11 protein-coding genes are annotated in these 12745 nt (G+C 66.5%); 3 read left to right on the top strand and 8 right to left on the bottom strand.

Features of this window, described 5'->3' with window-relative positions; genetic code table 11:
- Positions 1–50: 50 nt before the first annotated feature.
- On the bottom strand, positions 51–2327 hold the full coding sequence (locus QZY48_RS26905; protein ID WP_295436633.1) for a hypothetical protein: 2277 nt from the start codon (positions 2325–2327) through the stop codon (positions 51–53).
- 238 nt (positions 2328–2565) lie between these two features.
- On the opposite strand from QZY48_RS26905, the gene QZY48_RS26900 reads away from it, so the two are divergent.
- Positions 2566–2826, top strand: a complete 261-nt coding sequence (locus QZY48_RS26900; protein WP_295436632.1) for a hypothetical protein — start codon at positions 2566–2568, stop codon at positions 2824–2826.
- Positions 2823–3236 (top strand): type II toxin-antitoxin system VapC family toxin, encoded by a 414-nt coding sequence (locus QZY48_RS26895; protein ID WP_295436630.1) that lies wholly within the window; start codon positions 2823–2825, stop codon positions 3234–3236. Before QZY48_RS26900 ends, QZY48_RS26895 begins: the two co-directional genes overlap by 4 nt.
- Before the next feature lie 85 nt (positions 3237–3321).
- Here QZY48_RS26895 and QZY48_RS26890 read toward each other — a convergent pair whose 3' ends face one another.
- From QZY48_RS26890 to QZY48_RS26870, 5 genes are all read right to left on the bottom strand, one after another.
- The gene (locus QZY48_RS26890; protein ID WP_295436628.1) at positions 3322–4296 is read right to left on the bottom strand and encodes an Rpn family recombination-promoting nuclease/putative transposase; all 975 of its coding nucleotides are present in this window, start codon (positions 4294–4296) and stop codon (positions 3322–3324) included.
- A 143-nt stretch (positions 4297–4439) separates the two neighbouring features.
- Positions 4440–4709, bottom strand: coding sequence for a DUF2283 domain-containing protein (locus tag QZY48_RS26885; RefSeq protein ID WP_295436627.1), 270 nt, complete (start codon positions 4707–4709; stop codon positions 4440–4442).
- A 39-nt stretch (positions 4710–4748) separates the two neighbouring features.
- On the bottom strand, positions 4749–5000 hold the full coding sequence (locus tag QZY48_RS26880) for a hypothetical protein (RefSeq protein WP_295436625.1): 252 nt from the start codon (positions 4998–5000) through the stop codon (positions 4749–4751).
- 305 nt (positions 5001–5305) lie between these two features.
- A complete protein-coding gene (locus QZY48_RS26875; protein ID WP_295436623.1) occupies positions 5306–5821 on the bottom strand; it encodes a DUF1566 domain-containing protein in 516 nt (171 codons plus the stop codon).
- Positions 5814–7538 carry an RNA-directed DNA polymerase gene (locus QZY48_RS26870; RefSeq protein ID WP_295436622.1) on the bottom strand — a complete coding sequence of 575 codons (1725 nt, stop codon included), beginning with the start codon at positions 7536–7538 and terminating at the stop codon, positions 5814–5816. The genes QZY48_RS26875 and QZY48_RS26870 overlap by 8 nt, the downstream gene beginning before the upstream one ends.
- Between QZY48_RS26870 and QZY48_RS26865 the strand changes: the two genes are divergently transcribed.
- On the top strand, positions 7525–7695 hold the full coding sequence (locus QZY48_RS26865; RefSeq protein WP_295436620.1) for a hypothetical protein: 171 nt from the start codon (positions 7525–7527) through the stop codon (positions 7693–7695). The genes QZY48_RS26870 and QZY48_RS26865 overlap by 14 nt on opposite strands.
- A 35-nt stretch (positions 7696–7730) precedes the next feature.
- Here QZY48_RS26865 and QZY48_RS26860 read toward each other — a convergent pair whose 3' ends face one another.
- Together QZY48_RS26860 and QZY48_RS26855 are read right to left on the bottom strand one after the other, a co-directional pair.
- Entirely contained in the window at positions 7731–8090 is a 360-nt protein-coding gene (locus tag QZY48_RS26860) for a four helix bundle protein (RefSeq protein ID WP_295436618.1), read from the bottom strand.
- 107 nt (positions 8091–8197) lie between these two features.
- Positions 8198–12091 (bottom strand): DUF1566 domain-containing protein, encoded by a 3894-nt coding sequence (locus tag QZY48_RS26855; protein ID WP_295436617.1) that lies wholly within the window; start codon positions 12089–12091, stop codon positions 8198–8200.
- Positions 12092–12745: the final 654 nt, after the last annotated feature.

The following is a 12745-nucleotide window of genomic DNA, read 5'->3' as shown; positions in this document are numbered from 1 at the left end:
CGGGGCGGGACGCCCCGGCTCCTGTGGTAGCGTCTTTCCTCGAAATCACCTTACCTCCTGAAGGCAGCGGTGACGGTCTTCGCCGCGGTTACCTTGCTCAGGGTACATTGGCTGGTCGTCCCGCTACGGGTGCAGCCGACAAATCCGCTGAAGGTGTAGCCGACAGCGGCCGCAGCGTTACAGATACTGCCGCCGCCGTGGGTTACCGGGTTCGGATCGCAACTCACCGATCCACCGGCGAACGGGTTCGCGATGCCGGTGATGGGGTAGGTCTTGAGGACGAAGGTGGCGGTGACGCCCGTCGGCGCGGTCACCTGGGTCAGCGAGCATTGGCTGGTCGTACCGATGCGGGTACAGCCGGTAAATCCGCTGAGGGTGTAGCCGGTCTTGGCCGTGGCCGTGCAGGTACTCCCGCTGCCATGGCTCACCGGATTGGGCGTGCAGGTGAAGGTGCCCCCGGCGGGCGGGCTGGCGGTGGCCGTGATGGGATATTTCACGAGGCTGAAGGTAGCGAGCACGGTCTTCGCCGCGGTGACACTCGTCAGGGCACACTGGCTGGTCGCGCCGATCCGGGTGCAGCCGGTGAATGCGCTGAGGGTGTAGCCGATGTTGGGCGTGGCGGTGCAGATACCGCCGCCGCCATGGGTCACCGGGTTGGGATCACAACTCACGGAGCCGCCGAGGACCGGGCTGGCGACGGCGGTGAGGGGGTAAGTCTTGACGACGAAGGTGGCCGTGACGCCCGTCGGCGCGGTCACCTGGGTCAGGGAGCATTGGCTGGTCGTACCGATCCGGGTGCAGCCCGTGAATCCGCCGAGGGTGTAGCCGGTCCTGGCCGTGGCGGTGCAGGTGCCGCCGCTGCCGTGGCTCACCGGATTGGGCGTGCAGGTCAGGGTGCCCCCGGCGGGCGGGCTGGCGGTGGCCGTGATGGGATATTTCACGAGGCTGAAGGTAGCGACCACGGTCTTCGCCGCGGTGACACTCGTCAGGGCGCATTGGTTGGTCGTGCCGCTGCGGGTGCAGCCGGTGAATGCGCTGAGGGCGTAGCCGGTGTTGGGCGTGGCGGTGCAGATACCGCCGCCCCCGTGGGTCACCGGGTTCGGATCGCAACTCACGGAGCCGCCGAGGACCGGGCTGGCGACGGCGGTGAGGGGGTAAGTCTTGGCGACGAAGGTGGCGGTGACGCCCGTCGGCGCGGTCACGGTGGTCAGGGTGCATCGGCTGGTCGTGCCGATCCGAGTGCAGCCGGTGAATCCGCCGAGGGTGTAGCCGGTCTTCGCCACAGCGGTGCAGGTGCCGCTGCTGCCGTGGCTCACTGGATTGGGCGTGCAGGTCAGCGTGCCCCCGACGGCCGGGTTGGCGGTGGCGGTGACTGGATATTTCACGAGGCTGAAGGTAGCGAGCACGGTCTTCGCCGCGATCACACTGGTCAGGGCGCACTGGCTGGTCGCGCCGATCCGGGTGCAGCCGGTGAATGCGCTGAGGGTGTAGCCGGTGTTGGGCGTGGCGGTGCAGGTGCTGCCGCCGCCACGCGGCACTGGGTTGGGGGTGCACTGCACGGAGCCGCCGCCGACCGGGCTCGCGGTGGCAACGATCCCATAGGCCAGGCTGAAGTTGGCCGTGACGCTCTGGGCCGCGGTGACGTTGGTCAGGGTGCAACTGGCCCCGGTGCAGGCGCCGCTGAAGGCGGTGAAGGCATAGCCGGTCCTGGCCGCCGCGGTGCAGGTGCTGCTCGCCCCGTGGGTCACCGGATTGGGGGCGCAGGTCAGACTCCCCCCCGCGACCGGGTTGGCGGTAGCGGTAATGGGGTAGCTGGGCAGCGTAACCGTGGCGGGGACGGCACCGAGTGCATATCCGGCGGCGGTGGAACTGGCGCTGAAGCGGATCGGGGTCGGGCCGGTCAGCCCGGCCAGGGTGTTGAAGTTGGCCGTGTAGAGGTTGACGCCAGTGCAGCCGCCGCCGGGCCAGGCGCCGTCCATATCGGCCCACGCCACCTGGACGAAGGTGTCGGTCGCCGGGTCCGCGTCGGCGTCGGCGCTGTCGTCCTCCGCCGGTCCCTGGGCGACCAGGGCCGCCGGGAGCACGCCGGTGAGACTGACGAAGGCGAGACGGCGCGAATCCCAATGGATGCGCAGGCCGAGCCCGGTCAGGTGGTCCGAGCAGGGGTTGGCGGTCGTATAACCCACGGTAAAGGCGACCGGCTGACCAGCGGTTGCGACACGCTGGAGCGGGGCCGGGGTGATGACCTGCTCCGGCGCGCCCACTGCGCCGAGCGCCAGCAGAGGCATCAGTAGGAGTCCAGCCAAGGTCGTCAGTTCAGATTTCATGTCGCAACTCCATAGAAAACACTTGTCGCCGAATCGGGCCTTGATCATCGCCGCGGGCAGCGGCGCTCGGACCGCACCGCATACGGCTTGGTTCCGCGTCCGTAGGGTCCGCTGTGCGGACCAAGGATCTCGCGGCGAGCAAGGCGACCGGGACTATGATCAAGACCCGTCGCGGCGTTGCATTCGTGTGCGCCCCGTATTACATTATGTAATATTCTAACCAAGAGCAAAACCCCACATGGGCACCAGAACCGTCCGCCTTGACGACGAAGCCGAGAAGACGCTGGAACGGCTGCGTACTATCACCGGGCTATCCATCTCTGAGGTCCTGAAGCACGGCTTGAAGGCCTACGAGGGCCAAGCATTGGAACAGACTGGCCCGAAACCCTACGATATTTATAGTAAACTGGACTTGGGTGAAGGCGGTTACGCCATCGCCCCGGCGCGGGAGGCCAAGTCCGCGTTGGCCGAGATCATCCGCCGGAAGCATCAGGGATGATCCTGACGGATACCGGACCGCTCGTTGCCTTGTTCGACCCCGCCGACCACGACCACGGCCGCTGCGCGGCCATACTCTCACGCATCGAAGAGCCCCTCTGCACAACGGTGCCGGTGCTCACCGAAGCCTTCCACCTGCTGGCCCCCGCCAGTATCGGCTCGCAGCGGCTGATGGACTTCGTGAGCGCCCGGGGACTCACCGTCTGGTTCCTGGACGACCGGGCCTTGATCAGGGCCTTTGAATTGATGCTCAAATACGCCGACCACCCGATGGATCTGGCCGACGCCTCACTCGTCGTTCTCGCGGAAACCATGAACCTGCACAAGGTCTTCACCATCGACCGCGGCGATTTCGGGAGCTATCGAATCAAGCGCGGACATCGGCATCTGCCGTTCGAGATCCTGGGCTGAGTCGCTGCGCGAGGAAGCGCTCGAATAGCGGTCCGCCAGCCAAGATGGCGGAACCACCGACGGCGCTGCGCCCCGGGCGAGCGGATCAGTGATGCCCCGGGGTCGCGCCAAAGACCTCCGCCAGGGTACCGGCGTCCAGCACCGCCTCGGCCCAGCCTTCGAGTTCCGCCTCACTCGCGCCCGCGAGTCGCGGCTCGACCCAGGCCGGCAAGGCCCCGAAGCGGCGGGCCAACTGTCGGCCCAGCACGCGCGCTTCGCCCTCCTGACGGCCCTTCTCCAAGATCTGCCGGTTCCACTGCTCGACACGTTCTTGCAACACGGCATGCACCTCGTGAAAGTCGTTGATGTCTGGCAAGGTGATTCCCGGCCGTTTCTTCAAGATGTAGCTCTTGTAGATCCAGCGGCCGAAGGCGCGCTTGAGGCTGTCCAGCGCCTCACTGTCCAGCACCTCCACCAGGCGCTGATACAGACCGAGCCAGGTCGCCTCGTCGCGCGTATGCTCCAGTTGAAACAGCGCGGCGGCGAGGTTGCGCACCGCCGGCGAATAGGCGGGATCAGCGACGATCGCCCCCTCGTCGAGCACCAGATAGCGCAGCCGCGGCCGGTAGGCGTCCAGGCCGCCGGGGACCGGTTCCACCAGGTCCGCCAGTTCACAGGCGGCACTCCAGCGCGCCTCGCCGTTGTACAGGACGATCGGCAACACCGGCGGCAGCCGGCCGTTGGCGGTGAACTGTTTCTGCTCGATCAGGTCCTGGTAAAGCAGCGTCAGGTAATTGGCGATGCGCACCGCCATGAACCGGTCGATGGTGCTCTGAAACTCGATCAGCAGATAGACATAGAGCCAGTCGCCGCCCCAGCGCACCCGCCAGACGATGTCGTCCTCGCGCTCGCGAAAGTCGTCGGTAACGAAGCTGCCCTTGACGGTCTCCAGCGAATCCAGGTCCACCTGCCGCACCCAGTCCTCGCGCACGAACTGCACCAGCAGGTCGCGCACCATCTCGCGGTGCGAGAACAGGCGCTTGTAGCTGTGGTCGTGGTGCGGGCCGGGGCTTGCTGTCATTGGTGGTCGGCGGTCGATTACGGTTGCGGATAGGCTACCACGGTCGGCGCGGGCGCGGCAGGCCGAACCTAAAAACGAGCGTTTGAACAGCGGTCCGCCAGCCAAGATGGCGCAAGCGGCAGCGGCGTTCCGCCCTGCGCACGTCAGACGGCCCGCAGCGGGGCGATGTCCTCGGCCGCCAGGGCCGGCGCGTCGAGGCTCGCGAGGACGCCATTGAGTTCTGCGATCGTTACCTGTTCCGGCGCCGTTATTTCAATACCGATCGGTTTTCCGGCTTCCGTATAGTCGATGATCATTCCAACCCCGGCCGGTGTCGTGCGTCGACTCCGGTCGCCGGGGGCGCGCGCCAGATAAATATAGGCTGCCAATGGGCGCCCGTGCCGATAGGTCACTTCAAGATAGGGCCATTTCATTTTCTTTCTATCGTTGTCGGATAGATCCTGTCCATTGGATCAATCACCCCAGGCGCTGCGGTTAGCGGCGATCTCGCGCTCCATGACGACCGGGTCGCCGGGGGGTGCCGCGGCAAAGGCGGGGCTATCCAGGATACGCAACAGGGCAGCACCGCCGCCTTGTTGCGATAAGGGTTCATTGAGCGGCGCGAGAATGGTCACGACGGCCCGCACGGTGCGTGACAAGTGCAGGGGCTCCAGCAGGGTTACCCTGCCATCCGGACTGATTTCGGCTTCGATTGCTTGCAACATGATAGCCTCCGTCGATTGGCTGCGTGAACTTATCACCAATTGCCGGACGGGGCATTCGCCCCGTCCGTAACGTTTTCTCCGGACCTGTCGGCTCGTACCAACGGCTGGCAACGGAATAAACGTTTGGGACGGGGCGAATGCCCTGTCCCGCCGCGGTTGATCGGGCATACCCCGTCTGGCTTGGAGTGCGGCGCTCCGCACGGGGCAGGCGCCACGCCGGCGCGCCCGCACCCAAACGCGGGCGGTAGCGAGCGGTTTGCGGCCGACCGGATGCCCATACGCCGACATCCCCAAAAAGGACCAAGTCACTGTCCGCCGCGCACGAGACGAACGGACCCGGCGTAGTGCTTATTGTCGCCGTCGACGTAGCCATAGCCGAAGTTCACGCCCCACGCGTAGTCCGGGTAGCTGGCATACGGGGACGCGGACCAAAACCAGGACGATGGTGTATTCGGAAAGAAGGTAGCGTTGATCGCAGGCTCATAACAGCGCCGCTCGACCAGCGATTCCAACTCATTCTTATTCGGCAGCCGCCAATCCGTGCGGCCGGCAAAATCGGCGTCGGCCGCCCGTTGCAAGGCGTTCTGCCAGGTGAAGGTAGAGACAGCGCCGCCCGCGCACCCAGCCCCGCTCAGCCCCTCGGCGCACCGCTTCCACACCAAGCCGGTGGCGGCGTCGCTGACGGTGCCGTCGCCGTGGTCGGTAAAGCGGCTGTCCGGTGCCGTGGGCGCAATGTCGGTGCGGCAGGTCTGCGCCGCGACGGCGGCGCCGGACGCAGACAGCAGGAGGATCGCCGCGAGTCGCCGCCATCGGTTATTCATCGTCCGGTTGCTCCGTTGATCGAGAGGGAAGGTCCTCGTGGGTCCGGGTCCCGGCACCGAGGAAGAGATACGTGAGCACCCGGCGCTTCATCCCGCCGGCCAGTTGGCCCTCCTCGCCGATGAAGGCATAGGGCTGACCGACGGCGCGCAGTGACCGGCCCAGACCCTTGATGTGGCTGATGGGCCAAGACAGGCCCGCGGCCAGCCCGGGGCGTTGCTCCACCCGGGCCTCGCGCCAGCGCGCCAGCCAGGGGGCCTGGGCGAGCACGCCGAGCAGGTCGTCGCCGAACAGGGCGACCCGGTTGCCGATCTGGACCAAGGGAATGGCCGGGCGGAAGGTACGGCGAAAATATCTTACCTGACTGCGCAGGGAGGTCACGCTCGGGGGCACCCAGCGCGGCAGGATGCGCCAGGGGCCAATTGCCGGACCAATTGCCGGACGGGGCATTCGCCCCGTCCGAAACGTTATCTGCGGACCTGTCGGCTCGCAGCAACAGCCAGCGACGGAATAAACGTTAGGGACGGGGCGAATGCCCCGTCCCGCGGCGGTTGATGGGGCATACCCCGCCCGGCTCGACGCAGCGGCGGAACCGCCTGCGGCGTTCCGCCCTACGGGGCCGGTGCGCGCGGTGGATCGGGCATGTCGCAGGCTGCGGCGGCGAAGCGCGAACAGGTGGCCGAGCCAGGGGAATTCGGCGAACAGGGACTGTACCAGGTTGAATGAATTCGCGTGGCCGAAGTGCCCGAGATAGCTGGCCAGCACGGCGCGCAATGCATCGCGCCGCGCCGGCGGCAGGCGCAGGCTGACGGCGCTGACGTGGGTGCGCGCGAACGCGGCCAGCCGGTCGCGGAGGTTGCCGACCACCCGCCGGCGTACCAGCCGGTAATGGGGACGCACGATATAGCCGAGAAAGTCGGCGCCGTCGGTCACCGGCCGTAACCGGGTCCCGGCCTTCAAATCCAGGCGCAGGTGCCCGGTCAGGAAATCAGCGATCTCAAGTTCCCATACCCGCAACTGCCCGGGATCGCTATCCAGAAGGATGAAGTCATCCACATAGCGCAGGTAATACCGGCATTTGAGTCGATGCTTGACGAACTGATCCAGGGCATTGAGGTAGACGTTGGCAAAAAACTGGCTGGTGAGATTGCCGATGGGCAGGCCCGTGCCTGGCGGTGCGGCGCTGAGGCGCTTGTGGGGCGGGACCCGGTTCAGATCGCCTTCGGTGCAGCGGTAAAGGGTCTCGCGCTTAAGGTCCTGCTTGAGCAGCACCCGCGTCAGCCAACTCAGGTCCCAGGCCACGGCGGAATCAATGATCCCAGCGGCGACCGCCTTCTTGAGCCGCTGGTTGATGAACCCGAAGAGCACCGCCTGATCGATGCTGTTGAAGAAATTACGCACATCCAGTTGCAGAAACCAGGCGGGGCGCCGGCCATTGTCGCCAACGGAACGCATGAAGGCCGCCAAGCGCTCCACTGCCGCATGGGTCCCCTTGCCCTTGCGGTTGGAATAGAGGTCATGGATGAATACCGGCTCGAACAGCGCCTCCAGGCGCGGCACCAGCACATGGTGGACCACGCGGTCGCGAAAGTCCGCGGCATGGATCTCTCGCGCCTTGGGCCGGCGCGCGATAAAACAGAGCGAGCGGGAGGGGGCGTAGGTGCGGTCTTGCAAGGCCGTTGCGGTGTCCACCAGGTTGTCCAGCATGTTGAAGTTCACGTTCCACGCGTTGTTCGGGTTGTTGGCATACGGGGACGCGGACCAAACCACCGAACTGATCACCGGCACACTTGTGCTGAGCCCGCGCAGCCAGAAGGTAGCGCGGGACCAGACGGATCATGCCGCCATAGAGGACGGCGGTGCCGGCGCACAGTGACCTTGGCTCGCCCGCGACGCCCGGCGGCGCGCGGTTCAGGCCGTTGGCCGTTGCAGCCGCTTACGCCACCCCCCGCTCTGCTTACCCACGGCCACCGCCAGTTCGGCGATGGCCTGGAATTGGTTGAAACTCTTGAACGCCTGGAGTTCTTTACCGAGTTGAATCTGTAATTTAAGATCATCCACGACTTCCACCAACCGCTGCACATGCGGCAGTTGCTCCTCGCGGTGATCCGCCGCGCGCAGGATCGCCCGGCAGACCGTCATCGCCTGGCGGCGCAATTCAGTCCCCAGCGTGTACTTGTGGTACCGGGGGAACGTGCGCACGGATTGCTCGATCGCCACCAGCAGGCGGGTAGCATCCCGCCAAATGGGCAAATGGCTCACGCGGCCCATCGCGCAACCCCTTCGCACACGCGACCACAGGCCCTTGGACCGGCCAAGTCCCGACGATGCTGGAACAGCCGCGCGGTCAAGCGAGTATCACCCCAAAAAGGACCAAGTCACTGTCCGCCGCGCACGAGACGAACGGACCCGGCGTAGTCCTTATAGCTGTCGTTGACGTAGCCATAGCTGAAGTTCACGTACCACGCGTAGTCCGGGCCGTAGGCATACGGGGACGCGGACCAAACCCAGGACGCGACTGTATTCCGGAAGTATGTCGTGTCGATCGCCGGGGATATCCGGTCGTTACTGACGATGGACATCAACTCCCGCGGGTCCGGTAGGCGCCAGTTCTGGGCGCCGCACAGGCCCTGGGCATTGACGTCGGCTACATATTTCTGGGTGTCGCAGCGGGCGGGGTTGAAGCAATTGTTGCCGTAGTCTGCGTAACCCGGAAAGCCGCCGTTGGTCGCCGCGTCCGGGTTATACCAGCTATAGGTCCAGGCTCTATCCCGCAGCCCGCCATCGACGGTCTTGACCTCCCAGGTCAGTCCGGTGACATTGTCGCGCACACAGGACCAGGTTGCAGCACTCGCGGCCAGCGGGTTGCCGTTGGCGTCGAGCTTGGTGAAGCTGAAACCGGCGTGACCGTCGCTATCGTCGTTATTGGTCACATCGCGCCCGCTTTGGGCATCTTGCCCGGGATAGCCGCCGACCGGGCAGGCGAGGAGGTTCTGGGTCTCGTTCGCGCACCAGACGATGCCGGTGTCGTTCAGGAGGCCACCAGCGCCGAGGACCATGACCGAAAGCACGTTGGACACCGGCGAGACCGCCTGGCCCGCATAGGCGGCGACCCGCAGATAGACCAGCCCTTGCGGCAGGCCGCTCACCTGGGCGGTCCGCAGCCCGGCGCCGGCGACCGTCAGGGCCTGGTTCCAAGTGACGCCGTCGAAGGAGGTGTCGATCCGGTAGCCATCGATGGGGATCGGGCTGGCGGCCGAGTTGAAGGTCCAGGTAACCTGCACCCGACCCGGGCCGGTGCAGGTCGCGGTCGTGAGGACCGGGGCGGTGCTCAGGCCCGGGGTGACATCGATCCGGATCGGCAGTTGGCGGGTGCCAGTCTCGCTGTCGGGCCGGCTCGGGTCGTAGTCGTTGGTGAAGGTCAGCGGATTGCTGTAGACACCCACCGCGAAGCCCGCGGTGGCGACACTCACCAGGACATCCAGGCGGGCGCCGGGCGCCAGGCTGCCGCGGTTCGGGGTCACCTCGGTGGGGTTGTCATTGATGTATTCGACGTGCCAGGGCAGTTCGACCTCACCCTTGTTGGTGAGCCGGACGGTGCTCGTCAGCGTGGTATCGGTGCCCTCCGGGATGCTGGCCAGGATGCCGCTACCGTCCACTTGCAGGTAAGGAACGCAGGGGACATCGGCGTACCAGGTCTTGAGTGGCCACTCGAAGACCTTGATCTCGAATTCGGTACCGTTCTTGAGTTGATCGAGGTGCAGGATCTCGCCGAGCTTGGTGATGCCGCTCAGGTCCCATCTGAATTTACTGGAGACGCCCCAGGAGGCGGAGATCTTGAGCTGGCCGGCGCAAGGGTCATCGATCCATTTCCGGTCCAACGCGGCACTCAGCTTCAGGTAGGTTTCCAGGGGTAGGGAGGGCCCGGCGACGTCGTAGACCTTGAGGCTTGCACTGGTCAGCAGATAGGGCAGTTTGATCTCGGCGGTGAAGGCGGCGTCCTCCCAGGCCGGGACCGCATCGAAATCCCCGTTGGCGATGCCGTCGAATCCGCTCACCCGGTTATAGACGATGCCGGCCTCGACCCGCTGCGTGAATGTGATGTTGGGCGTCCACTCGGCCTTGATGCTGCCGTCGATGCCAAGGTAGAAATCGACCTTCGGGGTGATCCAAACGGGCACACCACCGATCTGAAAAACGAGCTTGCCGAAATTCATGGCCCCGACCCAAATTTGCCTCTTGATCTCGCCCATGGTGCCGGTGACGCTGAGGGTCAGTGACTCAGTGGCCGTTGGTCTGACGATGAAATGCCAATGGTCAAGGCACCCTAGGCCGCAGAAGGCGGCGGAGAAGTCCAAGTGCATGGTCATGTCCACTGCGCCCTGGGCGCTGATGCTCCCGTCGGCAGCTTCGTAAAGGGTGACATCAATGCTCGGCCCGCCAGCGGCCGCGGCGCGACCGTCCGCCGCCGTCTGCGGGTCACCGAACTCCAGCCTGAACACGGGACTCGCGGGGTCCGCGGACGGGATCAGACGGATGCCTTGCCGTCCGCTGAAGGCGTCCGCCGCGCTGGCAGCCGAGCCGCCCGAGCCCGGCGCCCGATAGCCACGCAGGTCGCCATTGGTGAGCGCCCGGTTCAGGGTGCCGCCGGCGGTGCCGACGACCTCGGCCAGGGCCGCCTCCACGGTTTCCAGACGATAGTGGGTGCTGTCCACCTGTTCCACGGCGGTGACCTGGCGCAGGAAGCCGTCGCCGGTGGAGCCGACGATATAGTCGTTTGGCTGGAGCAACGCCAGGCGGGCGATCAGGGCGGTGTCAGTCGGCTCCGCCGCCACGTCGACCACGTCGGGATAGAGTGTATTGGTCGCCCCGCTGAGGTCGTAGAGCGTGGCGCCGGGGATCGCGGTGATCGGGCCGAAATTGACCAGAATATCGCGGCTGCCCGCGAGTCCGATGGTGCATTGGGTACGGTCGGCCGAGACCAGATCGCAGCCAGCCCACCCGAGGATCTGGCTCTGGGCGGCGGGGGTGGCGGTGAGGACCAGGCTTTGGGCCGCGTCCTTGGTGAGGAAGGCGATAGGGATCTGCTGTGCGGCCGGCAGCGCAGAATCCACCAGCACGAGATTGCCGGGGGCGGCGGCGCGGCCCTGGCCGCTGGAGCCGAGTTTGACGCGGATGCTCTGATAGCGTGAATCCGGCGCGGGGAACCGGCTGAGGGTGTGGCCGAACTGCTGGTCCAGGAGTGCGTTCAGGGTCGTCTCATCACCGGCGTGCAGTGCGGCGACGATGCTGTGGCCCTGCGCGTCCGGGGTGAAGAGCCGCTGATAGTCGAAGTTGAGCGCCGCCCGGTGGGCGGGGTTGGCCGGGTTGAACCGGAGCAGGTCGCGCAGGTCGATGCGGCCGTCGCCGGTGAGGTCCGTGCGAATGAACTGGGCCAGCAGGTCGCCCAGGCGGATCGACACCTCCTCCGGACTGACCTGGTCGGCCAGGTTGCGGGTATAGCGCCAGACGATATCCGTCAGGGCACTGACCTTGAGCCCCCCGGCGCGCCAGTCGGCCGCGGTGGCCAGGGCGTGGAGGGTGCCCAGATTGGTGGTGGGCGTCGCATCCGCCACGCCGTCGTCGGCCGCGTCGATATCCTGCCCGCCGGTGGCGGTCACCAGGACCCATTCGTCATCGGCGATGCCGGTGAGCGCCAGTTGGAAGGTGCCGGCCAGGGCCAGGTTGCTGAGGTCGGCATCGGCCGCGATGGGACCTTCGACGGCGGTGCCCAGGTCGCTCAGGCGGTAGGCATTAATGGCCGCGCCGGCGAGCGGGCCGAGCAGGGCCTGGTTCGAGGTCGGCACCGAGTCGACAGCAGCGAGATAGGCGGCGACCTGGGCCGGGCTGGTGCGGGCGGCGTCCGGCGCGATGGCGCCCAGGGTGAGGGCGGAGCCGGTGCGTCCGAGCAGGTAGCGCTTGATCAGCACGCCGTCGGTGAGTGCGTCGCGGCGGCCGTCGCCGTCCACGTCCAGGAGGGTGCCGGTGCCGGCGAGGTAGGCGGTGATGGCCGCGGCGTCGCGGGTCGCGTCGGCGCCGAGTGCGCCGGTGGTCAGGGAGGTGCCGGTGAAGCCGAACAGGTGACGCAGGATCAGGGTGCCGTCGGTGGCGGGCGCGACCGCGCCGTTGCCGTCCGCGTCCAGCCGGGCGGCCTGGGTGGTGGCCGCCGCGCAGAGCAGCAGTGCCAATAAGCCCAGGCCCAGGTGCGTGCGTATCCAGCCGATCGTTCGCATGTCCGCGTTCTCTCTAGTGTATCCGTCCGCGTGCTGGCTGTGGGCGGTGTGCGCCGTCCCCGACTCTTTGTTCCGGCCGCCGCTCGGGCGTACCGCACTGGAGGTCGAGGCTTTACCGTGAAAGTGCGTAGTCAGGCCATCCTGGCCTGACGGTGTCGGGGCTGGAACAGTCAGGGCTGGAAGCCCTGACTACGCCGCCCCGCGCGCTGGCCATCGAGCTAGCGGTCGAGAGGACTTTCATGTTCCGGGGTGGCGCGGGTGCCATGACCGTTCCCTCTCCCCGGCCCTCCCCCAGAGGGGGAGGGAGATGAGGAGCGCGCTCCCGGCGCGACTTTCACGGTAAAGCCTCGACCTCCGGTTTTCTGCGGCCGGAACGACGATTGAGGCCGGACACCGCATCAATGCACGGCTGGACATTTTCTAACAGATAATTTATGGAATAGCAACGGTGGGAAACGCTCAGGTATTCGGACGCCAGACCCTGCCCCCGGCGTGTCGGTCAAAAACCGCCCTCGGCGCCCGGGCATCCAGCCCCGCGACGCACGCGGCGACCGCGATCACCACTGCTGCCACTGGGAGCGCCGCACCCCAGTGCGGCGCGATCTCGCAAGCGACCGCGGGGCCGCTGGTGTCGGAGAGACCTCGCCGCACTGG

This window comes from uncultured Thiodictyon sp. (assembly GCF_903828115.1).
Lineage (GTDB): Bacteria > Pseudomonadota > Gammaproteobacteria > Chromatiales > Chromatiaceae > Thiodictyon.
This window is presented reverse-complemented; position numbering and strand designations above follow the sequence as displayed.

Coding starts and splice junctions, on each gene's coding strand:
- QZY48_RS26865 (WP_295436620.1), top strand. CDS start 7,525: ATGTTGAAGTTCACGTTCCACGCGTTGTTCGGGTTGTTGGCATACGGG.
- QZY48_RS26890 (WP_295436628.1), bottom strand. CDS start 4,296: ATGACAGCAAGCCCCGGCCCGCACCACGACCACAGCTACAAGCGCCTG.
- QZY48_RS26875 (WP_295436623.1), bottom strand. CDS start 5,821: ATGAATAACCGATGGCGGCGACTCGCGGCGATCCTCCTGCTGTCTGCG.
- QZY48_RS26860 (WP_295436618.1), bottom strand. CDS start 8,090: ATGGGCCGCGTGAGCCATTTGCCCATTTGGCGGGATGCTACCCGCCTG.
- QZY48_RS26855 (WP_295436617.1), bottom strand. CDS start 12,091: ATGCGAACGATCGGCTGGATACGCACGCACCTGGGCCTGGGCTTATTG.
- QZY48_RS26900 (WP_295436632.1), top strand. CDS start 2,566: ATGGGCACCAGAACCGTCCGCCTTGACGACGAAGCCGAGAAGACGCTG.
- QZY48_RS26905 (WP_295436633.1), bottom strand. CDS start 2,327: ATGAAATCTGAACTGACGACCTTGGCTGGACTCCTACTGATGCCTCTG.
- QZY48_RS26880 (WP_295436625.1), bottom strand. CDS start 5,000: ATGTTGCAAGCAATCGAAGCCGAAATCAGTCCGGATGGCAGGGTAACC.
- QZY48_RS26895 (WP_295436630.1), top strand. CDS start 2,823: ATGATCCTGACGGATACCGGACCGCTCGTTGCCTTGTTCGACCCCGCC.
- QZY48_RS26885 (WP_295436627.1), bottom strand. CDS start 4,709: ATGAAATGGCCCTATCTTGAAGTGACCTATCGGCACGGGCGCCCATTG.